The organism is Ramlibacter ginsenosidimutans, assembly GCF_016654015.1.
Classification (GTDB): domain Bacteria; phylum Pseudomonadota; class Gammaproteobacteria; order Burkholderiales; family Burkholderiaceae_C; genus Ramlibacter; species Ramlibacter ginsenosidimutans.
Window position 1 is genome coordinate 200155 of the sequence record NZ_JAEPWM010000008.1, and the last position, 18168, is coordinate 218322.

Genomic DNA, 18168 nt, shown 5'->3' on the forward strand with positions numbered 1-18168 from the left:
GGGGCGGGGGCGGCCGTGACCCGTCCTGGGAGAACACCCAACACCCGGACGCAGAGGACGCAGAGGTTTCGCAGAGGACGCAGAAGGACTTCCATGAGAAGGTGGAAGTCCTTCTGCGTCCTTTTGCTTTTCTGCGTCCTCTCGCTCTTGTGCGACCTCTGCGTCCGGCTGTCGGCCTTCCGTTTGTGTCTCATCCGCGCGCCGGCGAAGGCCCCTCGGTGTGTCGGGGAAGGGCTGCTCCGCTTACAATTGCGGGACATGGGTACCGCTGCGCGGTACTAGGCCTGCCCGAAGGAGCCCCATTGGCGAAGGAAGAACTGATTGAAATGAACGGCCGCGTGGCCGAAATCCTGCCGGACTCGCGCTACCGCGTGATCCTCGACAACGGTCATGAACTGGTCGCGTACACCGGCGGCAAGATGCGCAAGAACCACATCCGCATCATCGCGGGTGACTTGGTGAGCCTGGAGCTGTCCCCGTACGACCTGACCAAGGGGCGCATCATGTTCCGCCACCTGCCCAACCGCAACACGGGCGGTCCGCCGCCGCAGCATCGCCGGCGCTGACCGGCGCACGTTGCGCAGCACAAGGCGGCCATGGGGCCGCCTTTGCATTGGCGGGTACGCTACTGCACCTGCACCTGGTCGAGGTGGCGGCGCAGCCGGGCTATGTCCGCACCGAGTTCCGCGGCGTCGCCGACGGCCGCGCGCGCCGAGATGCCGCGGCATTGCCAGGCCGCCCACTGGAACCCGAACAGCGCCAGCCCGCCAGCCGCGCGATGCGCCACGGCGTGCAACTGTTCGCGCTGGCCGCTCGCCAGGGCTTCGGCCATCGCATCGACCATCTTGCGGCGCGAGGCGAGGAAGGCCGGCACTTCGTGCAGCAGCTCGGGGTCGACGCGCACCGCGGCTTCGGGCGTCAGCGGCGGACCCTGCGGCGCAGCCTCCGGCAGCAGCGCCTGCGCCGGCAGCGGCGGCCCGCCTTGCGCCAGCAGGTGCAGCAGGGCGAGCAAGGCCTCGCGCGTGAAGGGCTTGGCGAGGTAGCGGTCACTGCCGGCGGCCAGCCCGCGCCGGATCGACTCCGGGTCGTCGTTCGACGACATCATCACGATCGCGCAGCGCTTGCGGCCTGCCTCGCGTTCGCGCGCACGGATCCAGGCGACCGCCTCGAGCCCGTTCATCACGGGCATTTCCATGTCGATCAGCACGAAGTCGGGCCACTGGCGGGCCACGGCTTCGACCGCGGCCGCGCCGTTCGCTGCAGTCTCCACGGTGAACGGCGGCGAGGGCAGGTAGCGCATCAGCAGCAGCCGGTTGTATTCGTCGTCGTCGACCAGCAGGAGGCGGCTAGCGGGGAAGTCCGAGCCGTCCGCGCGCGGCGCCGGCGCGAGGGCGGGCTGCGCGCGCCGGGCGGGCGGCAGTTGCTCGTCGCCGAGTGCGCGCAGGCTCAGCGTGAGCAGCGTGCCGGCCGCGTCCGTCTGCATCTCGAGTTCGCCGTTCTGCACGCGCGCCATCAGCCGGGCCGAATAGGTGCCCAGGCCGGTGCCGCCGCTCTTGCCGGCGGTGACGTACTTGTCGAAGAAGCGGGTGACGATGGGCTGCGGCACGGCGCCCGCGTTGTGCACCTGCACGCGGATCGGGTCGCCGCCTTGCAGGCGCAGCGTCACGACACCGTTCCGCGGCGAGGCCTCGATCGCGTTCTTCAGCAGGTTGGCGAGAATCGAGTAGCACAGCAGCTCCTCCGCGCGCGCATACATCGGCGCATGCGGCGGCGTCTCCAGCCGCACGCGCACCTGCGCGGCCTGCGCCATCGGCTGCAGGTCCAGCTGCACGCGGTCGATCACGTCCAGCAGGTTCACCGCCTGCGGCCGGAAGTCGTAGGTCCCCAGCTCCATGCGCGAGAGGTCCAGCGACAGGTTCACCATCTCCAGCATGCGGTAGCCCGCGCGCTCCGCGATGCCCAGCAGCTCGCGCTGTTCCTGCGGCACGCGTGCATCCTCCCGGATCAGGCGCGCGACCCCGATGATGCTGTTCAGGGGTGTCTTCAGGTCGTGCCGCGACATGCGCTCGACGTCTTCGCGCAGCCGCGCGTTCTCGGCGAGTGCGGCGTTCTGGCGCTCGAGCCCTTCGGCGACCGCGCGGTGGTCGGTGATGTCCAGGAACGAGCAGATGTAGCGCAGCGTGCGTCCGTCCGCCCCGCGCAGGCTGATCGCCTCGGCGTGCACCCACACGACGCTGCCGTCCTGCCGCAGCAGGCGGTATTCCAGCGGCTGGTGCTTCATCTCCCCGCCGCGCACCGAGCGATCCCGCAGCTGCGTCATGAAGCTCTCCTGCACCCGCTCGCGGTCCTCCGGCGCGATGTGCCGGAAGAAACGCGGCCACTCGCTCGTGTCCGTTCCCGGCGGGTAGCCCATGATCTCCAGCAGCCGGTCGGAGTAGCGCGTGAGGTTGCGCGTGTAGTCCCAGTCCAGGATGCCGGCGTGGGTGGCCCGCACCAGCAGGTCCACCTTCTCGCGTTCGCCCGCGCTGCGCTGTTCCTCGACGTTCAGCGCGCGGCCCAGCCGGCGCAGCAGCACGATGCCTGGTGTCAGCACGAAGGCGAGCAGGCCCACGGCGGTGATGCCCCGCTGCGTCATGTCGCCGGAGAGCTGGACCATGTTCACGGTGAGCACGACGCCCAGGCAGGCCAGTCCGCCGAGCACGACGCCGGCGTCGGGGCGGCCCTGGCGCGCCGCACGGGCGAGGCACCACGCCGAGTACAGGGCAATGCTCACGCCGAGCAACTGCCCGTACAGCACGTAGCGGCTGTAGACGCGCGCGGGCGTCAGCAGCACGAACACGAGCCCGAATCCGCATGCGCCCACCAGCAGGCGCAGCAGGCCCGCGCGCATGGTGCGCGGGAACAGCTTGTCGATCAGCAGCGCGAACAGGCCCATCGACACGAGCCAGGCCGAATACTCGGTGTGCAGGTACAGCTCCCACGCGGTCTGCGGTCCGGTGGTGAGCTGCAGCAGCAGGCGCTCGCCGGTCATGTCGGTGTAGACCGTCTGGGCCAGAGCGAACAGGCCGAAGTAAAGCGGGGCCTTCTCCTTCGGGCGCACGAGGAAGAAGAACAGCGGCGAGATGCTCAGCACCAGGTAGCCGCCGACCAGCAGCGTGTCCAGCGCGAAGCGTTGCTGCGCATCCTGCGAGAGTTGCTCGATGGGGCCGGCGACCGGCGCGCGGATCACGCCGCCGGCGCGATGCGACCAGTTGGACAGGTGCAGGGTCACGTGCAGCGGGCACGCGAAGGAGTCCGTGAGCACCGCACGCCGCCCGATCGCTGGCTGCGCCTCGTCCGCGCGGGTGCCGGGCAGTCCTTGCACGGCCACGAGCTGCCCGTTGACGTACATGCGCATGGCGGTGCGTTGCGGCGGCACCGAGAGGGCGAGCTGGCGGCCCTCCGGGCAGCGCACGAGCAGCGTGTAGGTGCCGTAACCGTCAGGGCCGCGCGGCTTGCCGTCGGCCGTGAGTTCGTTCCAGACGCCGGGCACCGGTGCGAACGCGGGGGCCGGCTCGTTGGCGGCGGGGTCGAGGAAACGCTCCCACGCGAACCCCCACTCGCCTTCCAGGGCACGGCCGGTGCCGAGCGCGCCGGGTGCGGTCAGGTCGATCACGCCGGCCCGGGCGTGCGGCGTGGGCTGCGCGGCGAACAGGCCGTCGGCGAACAGCAGGAGCAGGGCGCAGGCCAGCCAGGCGCGCCAGTGCGCGGCAACGCACGCCCAGCGACGCCGGCCGGGCGGGCGTGCCAGGGGGCGCGGACTAGAGGGTGGCGGGTCGCGTGGCTGCGAAGTTGTCACCGCCCTTCGAGTGGCGCTTCATGTCGTCGTCGCGCGCGGCGAGCAGGCGCTCGAGGTCGGCCCGCACGTCTTCGGCCGCCTTGGGCAGCGTCAGCGGACCTTCGATGATGTCCCCCGGCTTCGTGTTCCTCGCCTCCGCCGGCCGCGCCGGGGCTTCCCGGGGCGCCGTCCAGGAGCCGGGGTGCGGCAGGGGCGGGAACTTGCGCTGGTCCTGCATCGCGAACTGCCAGGAGAAGCCCATCAGCCACTCGGCGGCCTTCGGGTCGAGCAGCAGCAGGCGTTGCATGAACTCCTGTTCGAACGCCGGGCCGTGCTCCAGCAGGCGCGGCTCCCACGCGCGCACGAGGAAGCGCACGTGGATGCCATGTTCGCGCCGCGGGCTCGTGGTGCGCAACATGTCCGTGGCGAGCCAGTTCTGGGGAACGCCGTTGCGCGTCAGCGTCTCGCGCAGGACCAGCTTCAGCAGGTCCTTGCGGATGGCCGTCTGCGAGTTCGACATCGCAGGCGACTGCGATGCCACGAACTGCGTGCTGTTGGCCGGTGTGCGCGAGCTGCGCGGCTTGCCGGAGGCATCCCTCTTCCCCAGCAGCATGTTCAGCATCCCCATGATGGCTCCCATCGTGTTCTCGTCCCGCGGCGCGGGCTCTTCTCGGGACCCGGTCCGGTCCGACCGAGTGCACTTAGTTTTACAGATTGATGCAAATTCTCCAAGCCGCCACATGGTGCTGTCAGCCAGGCCTAACCGGGCGGGCGACCGACGGCAGCGCGCACTGCGCTAAATTTCACCCCTTTTGCCCGGCAGAGGAGATGAAATGGGTCTGGATTTCAGCGGCCGCGTGGCCATCGTCACGGGTGCAGGCGGGGGCCTGGGGCGCCAGCATGCGCTCGCACTGGCCGCGCGCGGCGCCAAGGTGGTGGTGAACGACCTGGGCGGTGCCGTCGACGGGACGGGCGGCTCTGTCGGTGCCGCACAACGCGTGGTCGACGAGATCCGCGCGAGCGGCGGCGACGCCATCGCGAACGGCGCATCCGTGACCGATTTCGCGGCGGTGCAAGCCATGGTCGACGAGACCATGGCCAAGTGGGGTCGCGTCGACATCCTGGTGAGCAACGCGGGCATCCTGCGGGACAAGAGCTTCGCCAAGATGGACCTCGCGGACTTCCGCCTGGTGCTCGACGTGCACCTGATGGGCGCCGTGCACTGCTGCAAGGCGCTGTGGCCCGTGATGACGCAGCAGAAATATGGGCGCGTCGTCCTCACGACCTCGTCGTCGGGCCTGTACGGCAACTTCGGCCAGGCGAACTACGGCGCGGCCAAGATGGCGCTGGTGGGACTCATGCAGACGCTCGCCATCGAAGGCCTGAAGCACGACATCCGCGTGAATTGCCTCGCGCCCACCGCGGCGACGCGCATGACGCAGGACCTGTTCCCGCCCGACATGCTGGGCGCGTTCGGACCCGAGGCGGTGGTGCCCGCGATGCTCGTGCTGGCCGCGGCGGATGCGCCGACCCGCACGACGCTCTGTGCAGGCGCGGGCGGGTTCGAAGCGGCGCACGTGACGCTCACGCACGGAGCCTACGTGGGCACGGGCGCGGATGCGCCGGAACGCCTGCAGGACATTCTCGACGCCGTGCGCGACCGCTCCGGGGAAACCGTTCCGGCGAGCGGCGCCGAGCAGGGCGCCAACGAGCTGCGGTTGGCGCGCCGGCGCGCCTGACCGGCGCGGGCCCGGGGCCGGATACGCCGCCGCACGGGGCTGCGCGGCGCTCAGTACGGCACGCGGATGGGCCGAGGGACTCCGTTTGGGAGAGGCGCACGAGCGCACTCCTGAGCACAATCGGGCCGTTTGTGAGGAAAGCGAGATGACCACAAGCGTCCTCATCGTCGAAGACGAGCCGGAATTCCTGCGCCGCTTCAGCGAGGCCGTGCTGACCGACCCGGAGCTCTCGCTGATCGGGACCGCCGGCACGGCGGCTGCCGCCATCGCCCTGCTGCAAGCCCAGCCGCCCGACGTGGTCCTGCTCGATCTCGGCTTGCCGGATCGCGACGGGGTGGAGGTCATCCGCGCCGCCGTGCAGGGCCCCCGGCCGGCCGAGGTGCTGGTGGTCTCGATGTTCGACGACGACCAGCACGTGCTCGCGGCGATCGAGGCCGGCGCTGCCGGCTACCTGCTGAAGGACGCGCTGCCTGCAAGCATCGGCGCCAGCATCCGCGAGCTGCGCAGCGGCGGCTCCCCCATCAGCCCGGGCATCGCGCGGCGCATCCTCACCCGGTTCCGGCTGGCTCTCGCGCCGGCGCACGGGCCCGCTGCCGGCGTCCGCAGCGTGGCCGCCGCGTCGCCGCTGACCGACCGCGAAACCGAGTTGCTGCGCCTCACCGCCAAGGGCCTCAGCTTCGAGACCATCAGCGAGCTGATGGGGATTTCGCCGCACACCGTGGTCGCGCACGTGCGCAAGATCTACCGCAAGCTCGCGGTGCACTCGCGTGGCGAGGCGGTGTACGAGGCCACGCAACTGGGCCTGCTGTGAGCCGCGGCTTTCTTGCCGTCCTCGCGGCCCTGCTCTGGCTGGCTGCGGCAGCTCCGTCGTTCGCCGAGGCGCCGGCCCAGCCGATCGCACAGGCGGAGCTGCTCGTCGATGCCTCGCGAGCCCCGCCTCCTGCATCCGCGCCCTGGCGCGCGGTGCAGCTGCCCGATCGCTGGCGCAAGTCGCGTCCGGGCGTCGCGCCCTCGGCAGCGTGGTATCGCGTCCGCTTCGACGTTCCGGGCGGCCCGCAGCCGGCCTGGGGCGTGTTCCTGCCCTGGTTGTACGACGGCGGTGACGTGTGGATCAACGGCGCGCTGGTCGCGCAGGTGCCGGAGAACACGAGCGAGTGGCACGTGCGCTGGGTACGGCCGCACGCGGTGGCCCTTCCGCCAGCCCTGCTGCGCCCCGGCGCCAACGAGCTGATGGTGCGCACGGCCCAGCCACCGCCCGGCGCGTCCGCGCGCTTTCCCCGCCCCATGATCGCGCAGCTGCCGGTGCTCGAGCCGCTCTACGAGCGGCGCTTCTTCTGGCAGAGCGTCACGCCGCAGATCACGACGACGGTGTGCCTGCTCGCCGCCCTGTGCGTGCTGTTCATCTGGTGGCGGCGACCGGGCGAAGTGATCTACGGCCTGTTCGGCGCGGCCGCGGCCTTGTGGGGCTTGCGCACCTTCACGTTGATGATGGAGTTCATCCCCGCTGGCACCTGGTTCTGGTGGCGGCTGCTGTTCCATGCCTGCACCGGTGGCTTCATCGTCGCGATGACGGCGCTCGCCTGGCGCCTCGCCGGCATCCACAGGCCCTGGTTCGAGCGGGCGTTGTTCGCCTACTGGTTGATCGGGCCCTTGTGGCTGCTCGCGCAAGGTCCCGCCGGCGAGCCCTTGGTGAACCGCTGGTGGATCGGCGGCTTCCTGCCGATCGGCGCCACCGTGATCGGCGTCTCGGCCTGGTCCCTCGTGCGGCGGCGCACGCTGGAGGCGGCCGCACTCCCGGCCACGCTGGCGTTCACCGCGCTGGCCGGCATGCACGATTACCTGCTCGCCTGGGATCTCGACCCCGACGTCCCGTGGCTCGCCGCGTGGACGGCGGAGCGCTTCCCGCTGATGAACCTCGCCGCGACGCTGGTGCTGCTGGCCATGGGCGGCCTGCTCACGGCGCGCTTCGTGCGCGCGCTGTGCTCGCTGGAGGACCTGAACCAGGGGCTGGAGCAGCGCGTGGCCGAGCGCGAGCGCGAGCTCGCGGCCAACTATGCGCGCGTGTTCGCGCTGGAGCGCGAACAGGCCGCCGCCCAGGAGCGCCAGCGCATCATGCGCGACATCCACGACGGCCTGGGTTCGCGGCTGTTCGTGTCGCTCTCGCGCGTGGAGCGCGGCGACATGCCGCCGCCGGAGATCGCGGAGGCGCTGCGTGGCTGCATCTCCGAGATGCGGCTCGCGCTGGACACGCTGGTGCCGCAGGAGCGCGACTTCGGCGCCTCGCTCGGGACTTTCCTGTTCCGCTGGCGCCGGCAGATGGAGGCCTGCGGCATCCTCCTGACCTGGGAGATCGACGTGCCCGGGCACGAGCTGCAGTTGCAGCCGCATGCGTCGCTGCAGTTGCTGAGGGTCGCCCAGGAGGCGCTCACCAATGTCGTGAAGCACGCAGGCGCCAGCGCGGTGGACGTGCGCCTGTGCCTCGTGCGCGGCGAGCTCGAACTCGCGGTGCGTGACAACGGCATCGGTGCGGCAGGCGTCTGCGAGGACACCTCGGGGCGGGGCTTGAGCAACATGCGCGCACGCGCAGGGCAGCTCGGAGGGGGGCTGGAAATCTTCGGGGGTTCGGGTGGGACGCGCGTGACGGTGCACGTTCCGCTGGCCGAGGTCTGTGCCTGACCAGCTTGGGGAGGCGGGGCTCGCCCGCGCTCCCCAGCGCGCCCCGCGTTGCACGGGGCGCTGGCTGCCTTACTGCGCGTTGCGGACCGGCTGGCCGGCCAGCTGGCGGGGCGCTTCCGCGGCCTTGTTCGAGGCCAGGTAGGCGGAGCCGCTGTCTTCGCCGGTCATGGCTTCGACGGCATTGCGGCTGGCGAGGTACTCGGCAGTCACTTCGGCACGGGTCTTCTCGCCCTTGAAGGAGGTGAGCGGGTTGTACGACGTGGACCAGGGGTTCACGCCGGACTTCTGGTACTCGGCGAGCTGGGCCTGCGCCTGGGCGCGGGTGGCCTGGCCGCCGGCGGCGGAAGCCGCGAACTGGCCCGACAGGTCTCCATCGTCCGCGTGAGCGGCGAAGGCGGCGACGGACAGGACGGCGAGAGCGAGAGTGGAGCGGTTCATGGTGCTTTCCTTGGTGTTTGCGTTGGCGATGGAGTGACTGTATTCCCCGCATCGGAAGCAAAAAACTACCTAAGAAGCAATCTGTCATTGCGCCTCCTGCAATAATCGAGGCCCGGAATCGATGATATGGATCGGCTTCAATCAATGCGCGTGTTCCAGCAGGTGGTGGACGAGGGCGGCTTCGCCGCCGCGGCCCGCAAGCTGGACCTCACCCCCGCCGCCGTGACGCGGCTCATCGGTGACCTCGAGAATCACCTCGGCGTGCGCCTGCTCCAGCGCACTACCCGCCGACTCGCGCTCACGCCCGCGGGGGACGCCTACCTGGCGCGCCTGCGGCACATCCTGGTGGACATCGATGAAGCCGATGCGCTCGCGCAAGCCCAGAGCCGCGAGATGACCGGCACGGTGCGCGTGCTGTCGCAGCCCGCGCTGTCCGTGCACGTGCTGGCGCCGGCCATCGCTTCCTTCCAGCGCCTGCATCCCGAAGTGCGGCTGGACCTGCACGTGCAGGAACTGGTGGACCCGAACGTGGAGGACTACGACCTCACCTTCGTCACCGGCAGCGTGTCGCTCGGCTCCACCGCCATCGTGCGCACGATCGCGGAAAGCCACGCGGTGCTGTGCGCCTCGCCGGACTACCTGCGCCGCCACGGCGTGCCGCAGACGCCCCAGGACCTGCTGCCGCACCGCTTCGTGCGCCTGCGCGCCACGGGCGCGCGCCTGCGCCCCTTGACGCTGATCGATCCCACCGACGGCGATCGCACTGTGGACATCGAAGCGCCGCCGGTGCTCACCGCCAACCACCTCGACTCGCTGCTGCGCGCGACCATCGCGGGCGCGGGCATCGGCGTGCAGGCCACCGAGCTGGTGGCGCCGATCCTGAAGGCGGGCGTGCTGCAACGCGTGCTGGCGCCGTGGATCACCGGCCGCCTGCAACTCACCGTGGCGATGCCCAGTCGCAAGTACATGCCGACGCGCACCCGGGCGTTCCTCGAGCACGTCGTCGAGCACACGCGGCGCACCGTCGCGGACCTGGGTGCGGCGGCCGAAGAAGGAATGGCTTAGGAGCCTGCGCAGGCTCCTGGCGGTGCGCTCAGCCTCGCGCCGGCGCGACCCGCAGGCCGACCCACGCCGCACCGATCACCGCGTTGATGGGGACGGCCAGCGCGCAGGGCACGTAGAACACCACCGAGAGGCCGGGGGCGTGCAACAGGGATTCGACCATCATGCCCAGTCCGTAGCAGAACACGGCGCACCACAGCCAGCGGCGCATGTACGTGGGCAGCCAGCGCGCTTGCTCGCGGTTGTGCCGCCACGCGGCGGCGCGCTCGAGCAGGTTGCCGCTGTTGACGTCCTTGAACAGCCAGCCGAAGAAGAAGTAGCGGTACAGAAGCGTGCTGAAAGGCATGGTGCATCCGGGTGAGCCGCGGCCGCAGCTGCGTGGCCATCGTCGTTCCTTGTAGCGCCTGGGCCCGTGCGTGTCCATGCTGGTTTCGTGTAGGAACGCAAGTGCAGGCTCGAGCATTTCACGTCCGGGGCATGGGCACTGGGCTGGTGCGCAGCGCCGCCGCGGGCGCGGCCTCATACTGTCCCCTTGATGAAAGATTCCATGAACGATTGGACCCAGGAACTGGTCGCCGCCGTGGCGCAGGCCGAGCGCTTCGAAGCTGCAGAGAGCCAGGCGGAACAGCAGTTCCACATCTTGCGGGAGCAGGCCGAGCAGTCGGGCGAAGCGGACCGGGCGCTGCGCAGCCCCGAGTTCCAGCGCTGGATGGATGCGCGCCACGCGACCGACCTCGCGTGGGGATCGTGGTTCCTGCTCAAGGGCGGTAGCGAAGCCTGATGCGCCGGGCCGCGCCCGTGCGCAGCGGCAAGCCACGCGGATTTCCTACAACGAACGCCTGAAGCTCGCGCGAGGATGAGGCTCCGATCCGGAGCCTTGCCATCCCGCGCCGCCGCCTCGTCCTGCCGCCGGCCGCCGTGCCGGCCGAACTGCCAGCGAGCCTTGCGCCCGAGCTCGCCACGCTGGTGTCCAAGCCCACGCCCGGCGACTGGATCTACGAGATCAAGTTCGACGGCTACCGCATGCTCGCGCGCGTCGGCGGCCCGCGCGAGGTTCGCATCGTCACGCGCCGCGGCAACGACTGGACGCACCGCTTCGCCGCGCTGCGCCGCGACCTGATCGCCGCGCGGCTGCCGCCCGGCTGGTACGACGGCGAAATCGTGCTGCTGGACGAGAGCGGCAAGCCCAGCTTCGGCGCGCTGCAGAACGCGATCGAAGGCGGCCGCAACGACGCCATCGTGTTCTACCTGTTCGACCTGCCTTACTGCGACGGGCACGACCTGCGCCGCGTGCCGGTGGAAGAACGGCGCGCGCTGCTGCAATCGCTGCTGCCCGAAAGCGAGCGGCTGCGCTTCAGCCAGGAGATCGGCGGCGACCCCGGCGCGATCCTGCACTCGGCGTGCCAGCTCGGGCTGGAAGGCGTGATCGGCAAGCGGCGCGGCTCGATCTACGTGCAGCGGCGCTCGGACGACTGGATCAAGCTGAAGTGCACGCAGCGGCAGGAGTTCGTCATCGGCGGCTTCACCTGGCCCGACGACACGCGTCCTTCCGGCATCGGCGCGCTGCTGGTGGGCACCGTCGACGAGAAGGGCCGGCTGCAGTACGCAGGCAAGGTGGGCACGGGCTACACCGGCGAGGTCTCGGCCGCCTTGCGCCAACGGCTGGAGGGCATGGCCCAAAAGCAGCGGCCCTTCGCCGGACCCACGGGGCACGACCGGCACGCGACCTGGGTGCGGCCCGAACTGGTGTGCGAGGTCACGTATAACGAGTGGCCGCAGGGCGGCAGCCTGCGGCATGCGTCGTTCAAGGGACTGCGCGAGGACAAGCCCGCGCCTTCGGTGCAGCGCGAGCACGCGGCACCGCCACCGGCACCCGAGCGGCGCCCGCCCGCCGATGCCACTGTGGCGATGCTGCGCAAGGTCACCCATGGCGCGCGCGTCATCGACCCGTCGACCGGGCTGACCAAGGCGGACCTGGTGCGCTACTACATCGAGGTCGCGCCCTGGGCGTTGCCGCACCTGCGAGGCCGCCCCGCGTACATCCGGCGTGCGCCGCTGGGCATCGCCGAGCCCATGGTGTTCCTGCAGCATCCGTCCGGGCTGCGCGGCCTGCGCGGTACCGACCCCCAGCTGTGGCCGGGACACGATCCCGCAATCGCTTTCGACACGACCGAGGACCTGTTCGCCGCCGCGCAACTGGGCATGATCGAATTGCACACGTGGAACTCCACCGCGCGGGCGATCCGCCAGCCGGACCGGCTGGTGTTCGACCTCGACCCGGGAGAGGATCTGCCCTGGCAGCAGTTGCAGGAGGGCGCGCAGCTGCTGCGGGCGCTGCTGCAGGAGCTGGGACTGCGAAGCTGGGTGAAGACCACCGGCGGCAAGGGCCTGCACCTGTTCGTTCCGCTCGCGCCGGCGCACGGCTACGAGACGGCCAAGGATTTCTCGGAAGCGGTGGTGCAGCACATGGCGCGCACGCTGCCGCAGCGCTTCGTCGCCAAGTCGGGGCCGCGCAATCGCGTCGGCCGCATCTTCATCGACTACCTGCGCAATGGCTGGGTGCAGTCCACCGCGGAAGCGTTCTCCGCGCGTGCGCGGCCGGGGCTGGGCGTGTCGATGCCGCTGCGCTGGGAGGAGCTGCCCGAGGTGACTGGCGGCGACCACTGGACCATCGCGAACGCGATCGACCACCTCGCGCGCCTGAAGGCCGATCCGTGGGCCGGGTATTGGAAGACGCCGCAGAAGATCGACGCCGCAATGAAGAAGCTGGGCTTCGCGCCCAAGGCCTGAGCTGCGCGCTCAGACCGTCGCGTCCTGCATGCGGCCGCCCGGCGGCAGTTCGTCCAGCTCGATGTCCAGGCGCGTCGCGCCGTCGAGGGCCAGCGTCGCATCGTCTTTCGCATCCGCAACCGCGGTGAACTGGCCGTCCAGCCAGAGGAAGCGCAGGTTGCGGCCCAGGTCACGCAAGGCTTGTTCGTCCGAAGAGAAGCCGCCGGCCGACTGCTGGTTGCCATCGAGCAGGTAGGACCAGCCGTCGTCTCCGCGCGTAAGCGTGCCGAGGTCGACGATCTTCTGATCGCGGTTGCGCGCGTAGACGCGGCCCTTGGCCGCATAGAGCGTGAAAGGCTGGGTTGTGGTGGTGCGGGTGTCGTCGTCCTGGGCCATGGCCCAATCTCGCGCCGCGCAGCGCGCCCCGATGTAGGACGGCGCCGCCGCTGCGGCTCAGAGGCGCAGGCCCAGCGCCAGCAGTCCCGCCACGACCAGCGCGAGCCCGCCTTGCTCCGCGAGCGCGAGGCGTTCCCGCAGGAAGCGGCGCGAGACCAGATAGCTGAACACCACCTCCACCATGCCCAGCGTGCGGACGTTCGCCGCGGTCGTGAGGGCGAAGGCCGTGAACCAGCCGATCGACGCGAGCGCGCCCATCGCGCCGGCGATGCTGGACACGCGCCAGGCGGTGACGGTGGCACGCAGGGCGGCGGGCGCGCGCCACGCGAGCCAGCCCCCCAGCAGCACCGTCTGCAGCGTCTGCGCGAGCAGCACGCCCCAGGCGCCCGCGAGCCAGGCGGAAGTCTGCGGGATCTGCAGCGCCGCACCGCGGTAGCCGACGGCGGACAGCGCGAAGCCCGCGCCCGACGCCAGTCCGTACCAGGCCGCGCGCGAGGTCCATGCGCTGCCCTCCAGCGCCGCGCCGCGCGGCGGCAAGGACAGCAGCACGACGCCCGAGGTCGCGAGCGCGATCGCCACCAGCGTCGGCGCGGCCGGCAGCTCGCGCAGGAACAGCGATCCGAACAGCGCGACCTGCAACGCGTCGGTCTTGGAATAGGCGACGCCCACGACGAAGTTGCGCTGCTTCATCGCCGCCAGCAGGAAGGCCGTGGCCGCCAGTTGGCCGAGTGCACCGAGCAGCAGCCAGCCGGCATACCCTGCGTGGAAGGCGGGCACGGGCGCGGCAGTGGCGGGCAGGCGATGCAGCAGCAGCACCCACGCGGCGGCGAAGGGAATGCCGTAGAGGAAGCGCGAGAGCGTGGCGCCGAGCGTGCCGGCTTGCGCGACCAGCGAGCGCTGGGCGGCATTGCGCGCCGTCTGGGCCAGCGCGGCCCAGAGGACGATGGGAACCCAGATCCAGCCGGCGGGGGTCAACTGGTGCAGCTGCCGCCGGCGGCGCGCGCGAAGGACTGGCCCGCGGCGAGCGCGAGCACGCCCGTACCGGTGACGATGCGCAGCTGGTCGCCTTCGGCGAGCAGCTCCATCGTGTGGTCCCGCTGGGCGTCGGTGATCACGCGCGCGCCCTCGACGTGCCCGGTGATCTCACGGACGCGCTGCTTGCGCACCAGCCGGCCCTGCACCTTCTGCGCATCCTGGGCGATCTCCAGCGAGAAGCCCTGCAGCAGGCCGACCCCGCACCACAGCCCACCCACGGATGCGAAGCCTGCGTGCTGCAGCGCGACCTGCTGGTCCGGCTGCGCGCGGGCTGGCGCGGTGAAGGCGGTGGCTGCCGCGAGCAGCAGGAGGGGCGTCAGGTGGCGAAAGGGACGAGACTGCGAACGCATGGGGCGAAGATAGCATCCCGCCGGACCGCGATCATCTCGGCGGGGTAAAGCGCGCCTCAGCGGTGGGCCTGGGGGCGGACTATCTTCGCGGGCTGGCGCGCGGGCCGGCGCAGGTACAGCGCATCCGACCACGTCGCCAGCCACTGGGGACGCCAGGCCACCAGCAGGCTGACGATGGCGCAGCTCCAGGAGGCTTCGCCCAATGCGAGCAGGACGAGGGCGACGCGCTGCAGTTCTGCGTTGGGCGCGGTGAGGCCCAGCGTGAGCCCGCCGGCGGCGGCGCCACAGGCCGCGAGCGTGGCGAAGGGGATGAGGAACGCGCGACCGAGCATGTACGCGAGCGGCTGCGGCCCGAACGCCTTGCGAACGCCGTGCCCGAGCACGAGCACGAGCGTCGCCGGCAGCAGCCCCGACCAGAAGGTCATGGCCACCGCCTGCGACAGCGTGCTGCCGTTGGTGATCACGGTGCTGAGGCCCGCCAGCGTAATCAGGGGCACGGCGAGCGGCCACCCAAGCAGCAGCGTCACGAGCGGTGCGCCGGACCAATGCAAAGACAAGGGCAGGGCGGCGAGTCCCGGCCAGGACCACAGCCACGGCAGCACGCCGAGGCAGGCGAGGAAGGGCGTCACCAGCGGCGGGACGCTACCTCCGTGCGCCTGCAACAGCCGCCACGGACGCACGGACAGGCAGGCTGCCCAGGCGAGCGCCAGCAGGAAGGCCTCGATCGCGGTGGGCATGGCCATGGGGTCGCTCAGTCCGCGTCGACGCGGATCTTGCCTTCGCTGCGATAGCGCTCGAATTCGTCCCGCGGGATGGCGGCCGATCCGGCGTTGCCTTCGCCATCGAGCCAGGAGAGCGTGACACTGTCGTCGGCAATCTCGATGTCGACGTCCCCATCGGGCACGGGCATGAGCACGCCGTCTCCTGCGCGGAAGCAGACTTCTCCCCGGATGGTGGCGTGGTGGGACATGCGCGCTCTCCTGTAGCTGGTCGTGGGGCCAGTGTCCCGGCGTCGCCGGTCGGTGCCGTGTCAGCCGGGAACCCGTGTGCTTGCCGGATGCGCGCGGGGCGTCACAATGCCGCTCATGAGGAGAGCCTGGAGGGACTTGGGAGCGGTGCTCGCCGTGGCGCTGCTGACGGGCGCATTGCTGGTGTTCGCGTTGCTGTACCTGCGCGAGGCGGAGTTGCGCAGCGGCGAGGAACTGGCGGATTCGCTTTCGCGCGTGATCTCCGAGCAGACCGCGCGCACGCTGCAGTCCGTGGACCAGGCGCTGCAGCTGTCCATCGTGCGGGTGGAGTCCCTGCGCCAGGCCGGCAAGCTCGACGAAACGACGGGCCCCGCGGCCCTGCGCGAGGGGCTGCAGGACCTGCAGTTGCTGCGGGCGCTGTGGATCGTGGACCGCTCCGGCCGCATCCTGATGGACTCGGACCCCGGCAACGTCGGCAAGGACATGAGCGACCGGCCCTACGTGCAGGCCTATGTGCGCGCGCCGCAGACGAACTTCTTCATCAGCCCCATCCTGCGCAGCCGCACCACGGGGACCTGGATGATGAGCGTGGCGCGGCCGATCCGCGATGCGGACGGCAGCGTCCGCGAGGTGATCGCCGGTGCGGTGGAGCCGGCGTATTTCGAGCGCCTGTGGCGCGGCATCGACCTCGGCCCGAGCGGCGCTGTTGTCCTGTACAGCCGGGACGGGCAGCTGCTCGCGCGCAGTCCCGCCAACGAGGCGATGCTGGGGAAGGACTTTTCCTCGGCGCCGATCTTCCGCGACTACCTTCCGCGCTCGCCGCACGGCACCTTCATCCGGGAAAGCGACATCGATGGCGTGACGCGCATGGTGGCCTACCGCCAGCTCGAAACGTATCCGGACCTGGTGGTCGCGGTCGGGTCGAGCTACGACGAGATGCTGGCGCCGTGGCGGCGCTTCGCCATCCTCACCGCGGCGGTGTGGACCGCCGCGGTGCTGGTCGCGCTGGCGCTCACGGTGCAGTTGCGACGGCAGGCACGCCGCAGCGAGCAGACGGAAGTGCGCTTCCAGCAACTGGCGCAAGCCATGCCGCAGATCGTGTTCGTCGCCGGCGTGACCGGCCGCGTGCAGTTCATCAACCACCGCTGGGTCGAACTGACGGGACTCGACACGCAGGAAGCGCTCGGGACGGGCTGGCGCCAGCTGGTGCATCCGGCGGACCTGCCGGCGATGATGAAGCGGCTGCGGAAGGCGCTGAGCAGGCAGCGCGAGGTGCAGTTCGAGCACCGCTTGCGCTACCGGGATGGCAGCTACCGCTGGCAACTGCTGCGCGCGGTGCCGGTGCGCGGCCCCGACGAATCGCTGGTCAGCTGGTTCGGGACTGCCACCGACATCGATGCACTGAAGCAGGCCGAGGACCGGCTGCGCGCGCAGGCCGAGCAGCTGTACATGGCGGGCCGGCTTACGCGCATGGGGCACTGGCGCGCCGATCTCGAGACGGAGCGCGTGTCCCTGTCGGCGGAAGCGGCGAGCCTCATGGAGCTGCCGCCGGATTCGGAGCCCACGCTGCAGGAGTTCTTCGCCACCCTCGCGCCTGCGTCGGTGGACCAGGCAGTCCACGTGCTGGATGCGTGCGTGCGGCGGGGCGAGCCCTTCGACACCGAGCTGGAGCTCAAGTCGGCCTGCGGACGCCAGGTGTGGCTGCGTTCCGTCGGCGAGCCCGTGCGCGACGCCACGGGCAAGGTGGTCGGCATCCAGGGCGCGCAGCAGGACATCACGCTGCGCGTGTTGATGATGGAGGAGATCCGCCGCCTCAACGCGACGCTGGAGGAACGCATTGCCGAACGGACGGCGCAACTGTCGCGGCAGGACGCGCTGTTCCGCACGCTCGCCGAGCAGGCGCCGCTGCCGTTCTGGACGGTGGACCCGAAGGGCAACGTCACCTTCCTCAGTCGCGCGTGGTACGAGCTCGCGGGCGGCGCGCCGCCGAAGTGGGAAGGGGGCGAATGGCTCAGCCTGGTCCATCCCGACGATCAGGATGCCGTGCGCCAGAACTGGCGGCGCAGCGCCGCCGCCGGCGAGCCCTACACCGGCACGCGCCGGTTGCGCGCGCGCGACGGCACGTACCACACGACCAGCTATCGCGCGGTGCCGGTGCGCGACGAGCAGGGGCAGGTGCTGCTGTGGGTGGGGACGGACACCGACATCACCGACTTGATGGCCAACCAGGAAGCGCTGCGCCTGGCCAACCGGCAGCTCGAAGCCTTCTCCTACTCGGTCTCCCACGACCTGCAGTCACCGCTGCAACGGGTGGGCTCGTACGCGCGCCTGCTGCGCGACGAGCTGGCCCCGGTGCCGGAAGGTCGCGCGCATCACTACCTCGCACGCATCCAGGCGAACGCCGACGAGATGGCGCAGTTGATCGAAGGCCTGCTCGCACTGGCGCACGTGTCCGAGCTGGAGATCATCCGCACGCCGTTGAACCTGAGCGACATGGCGACGGAAATCCTGCAGCGCCTGCAGGCCGAGAATGCGCAACGGCAGGTGCAGTGGCGGGTCGATCCGGGGCTCGCCGCCGTCGGCGACGTGCGCCTGGTGCGCTCGGTGCTGGAGAACCTGATCGGGAATGCGTGGAAATTCAGCGCGCGCTCACCGGTGGCGGACCTGCATGTCGGTGCCAGCAGCGAGCCCGGCGTGTTCTACGTGCAGGACAACGGCGCCGGCTTCGACATGGCGTATGCGGACCGGCTGTTCGGAACCTTCCAGCGGCTGCACTCGCCCGATGAATTCCCGGGGACCGGCATCGGCCTGGCCACGGTGGCGCGCGCGGTATCGCGCCATGGCGGTCGGGTGTGGGCGCGGTCCGCCCCAGCCGAGGGCGCGACGTTCTTCTTCACGCTGCCGCAGGCGTGATGCGC

At 70.7% G+C, this 18168-nt stretch carries 17 protein-coding genes; 8 read left to right on the top strand and 9 right to left on the bottom strand.

Annotated features, from left to right (window positions below):
- Positions 1–302: 302 nt before the first annotated feature.
- The gene (gene infA, locus JJB11_RS18635) at positions 303–566 is read left to right on the top strand and encodes a translation initiation factor IF-1 (RefSeq protein ID WP_201174865.1); all 264 of its coding nucleotides are present in this window, start codon (positions 303–305) and stop codon (positions 564–566) included.
- A gap of 59 nt (positions 567–625) precedes the next feature.
- Here infA and JJB11_RS18640 read toward each other — a convergent pair whose 3' ends face one another.
- Together JJB11_RS18640 and JJB11_RS18645 are read right to left on the bottom strand one after the other, a co-directional pair.
- On the bottom strand, positions 626–3838 hold the full coding sequence (locus tag JJB11_RS18640; protein WP_201174868.1) for a response regulator: 3213 nt from the start codon (positions 3836–3838) through the stop codon (positions 626–628).
- On the bottom strand, positions 3801–4457 hold the full coding sequence (locus JJB11_RS18645; RefSeq protein ID WP_201174872.1) for a hypothetical protein: 657 nt from the start codon (positions 4455–4457) through the stop codon (positions 3801–3803). Before JJB11_RS18645 ends, JJB11_RS18640 begins: the two co-directional genes overlap by 38 nt.
- Before the next feature lie 193 nt (positions 4458–4650).
- On the opposite strand from JJB11_RS18645, the gene JJB11_RS18650 reads away from it, so the two are divergent.
- The 3 genes from JJB11_RS18650 (at position 4651) to JJB11_RS18660 (ending at position 8232) form a co-directional block, all read left to right on the top strand.
- Positions 4651–5556, top strand: coding sequence for an SDR family NAD(P)-dependent oxidoreductase (locus JJB11_RS18650; RefSeq protein ID WP_201174880.1), 906 nt, complete (start codon positions 4651–4653; stop codon positions 5554–5556).
- 145 nt (positions 5557–5701) lie between these two features.
- The gene (locus tag JJB11_RS18655; protein WP_201174882.1) at positions 5702–6367 is read left to right on the top strand and encodes a response regulator; all 666 of its coding nucleotides are present in this window, start codon (positions 5702–5704) and stop codon (positions 6365–6367) included.
- Positions 6364–8232 (top strand): ATP-binding protein, encoded by a 1869-nt coding sequence (locus JJB11_RS18660; protein WP_201174884.1) that lies wholly within the window; start codon positions 6364–6366, stop codon positions 8230–8232. Before JJB11_RS18655 ends, JJB11_RS18660 begins: the two co-directional genes overlap by 4 nt.
- 69 nt (positions 8233–8301) lie before the next feature.
- Here the strand turns inward: JJB11_RS18660 and JJB11_RS18665 are convergent, their stop codons facing one another.
- Entirely contained in the window at positions 8302–8670 is a 369-nt protein-coding gene (locus tag JJB11_RS18665; RefSeq protein ID WP_201174886.1) for a DUF4148 domain-containing protein, read from the bottom strand.
- A gap of 126 nt (positions 8671–8796) precedes the next feature.
- Here JJB11_RS18665 and JJB11_RS18670 point away from each other — a divergent pair, with 126 nt between their 5' ends.
- A complete protein-coding gene (locus JJB11_RS18670; protein WP_201174888.1) occupies positions 8797–9735 on the top strand; it encodes a LysR family transcriptional regulator in 939 nt (312 codons plus the stop codon).
- A 28-nt stretch (positions 9736–9763) separates the two neighbouring features.
- On the opposite strand, the gene JJB11_RS18675 is transcribed toward JJB11_RS18670, so the two are convergent.
- Positions 9764–10078 (bottom strand): hypothetical protein, encoded by a 315-nt coding sequence (locus tag JJB11_RS18675; RefSeq protein WP_201174890.1) that lies wholly within the window; start codon positions 10076–10078, stop codon positions 9764–9766.
- A 201-nt stretch (positions 10079–10279) separates the two neighbouring features.
- On the opposite strand from JJB11_RS18675, the gene JJB11_RS18680 reads away from it, so the two are divergent.
- Together JJB11_RS18680 and ligD are read left to right on the top strand one after the other, a co-directional pair.
- Positions 10280–10513, top strand: coding sequence for a hypothetical protein (locus JJB11_RS18680; RefSeq protein ID WP_201174892.1), 234 nt, complete (start codon positions 10280–10282; stop codon positions 10511–10513).
- A 137-nt stretch (positions 10514–10650) separates the two neighbouring features.
- Positions 10651–12522 carry a DNA ligase D gene (gene ligD / locus JJB11_RS18685; protein WP_201174894.1) on the top strand — a complete coding sequence of 624 codons (1872 nt, stop codon included), beginning with the start codon at positions 10651–10653 and terminating at the stop codon, positions 12520–12522.
- 9 nt (positions 12523–12531) lie between these two features.
- On the opposite strand, the gene JJB11_RS18690 is transcribed toward ligD, so the two are convergent.
- From JJB11_RS18690 to JJB11_RS18710, 5 genes are read right to left on the bottom strand one after another with little or no spacing between them, the layout of a single operon-like run.
- Entirely contained in the window at positions 12532–12897 is a 366-nt protein-coding gene (locus JJB11_RS18690) for a hypothetical protein (protein WP_201174896.1), read from the bottom strand.
- Positions 12898–12954: 57 nt separating this feature from the next.
- On the bottom strand, positions 12955–13872 hold the full coding sequence (locus tag JJB11_RS18695; protein ID WP_201964940.1) for a hypothetical protein: 918 nt from the start codon (positions 13870–13872) through the stop codon (positions 12955–12957).
- Entirely contained in the window at positions 13869–14282 is a 414-nt protein-coding gene (locus JJB11_RS18700) for a hypothetical protein (RefSeq protein ID WP_201174898.1), read from the bottom strand. Before JJB11_RS18700 ends, JJB11_RS18695 begins: the two co-directional genes overlap by 4 nt.
- A 56-nt stretch (positions 14283–14338) precedes the next feature.
- Positions 14339–15025 (bottom strand): hypothetical protein, encoded by a 687-nt coding sequence (locus JJB11_RS18705; RefSeq protein ID WP_201174900.1) that lies wholly within the window; start codon positions 15023–15025, stop codon positions 14339–14341.
- A gap of 8 nt (positions 15026–15033) precedes the next feature.
- The gene (locus JJB11_RS18710; RefSeq protein ID WP_201174902.1) at positions 15034–15252 is read right to left on the bottom strand and encodes a hypothetical protein; all 219 of its coding nucleotides are present in this window, start codon (positions 15250–15252) and stop codon (positions 15034–15036) included.
- Between the two features lie 115 nt (positions 15253–15367).
- Here JJB11_RS18710 and JJB11_RS18715 point away from each other — a divergent pair, with 115 nt between their 5' ends.
- Positions 15368–18163, top strand: a complete 2796-nt coding sequence (locus tag JJB11_RS18715; protein ID WP_201174909.1) for a PAS domain-containing protein — start codon at positions 15368–15370, stop codon at positions 18161–18163.
- Positions 18164–18168 lie beyond the last annotated feature (5 nt).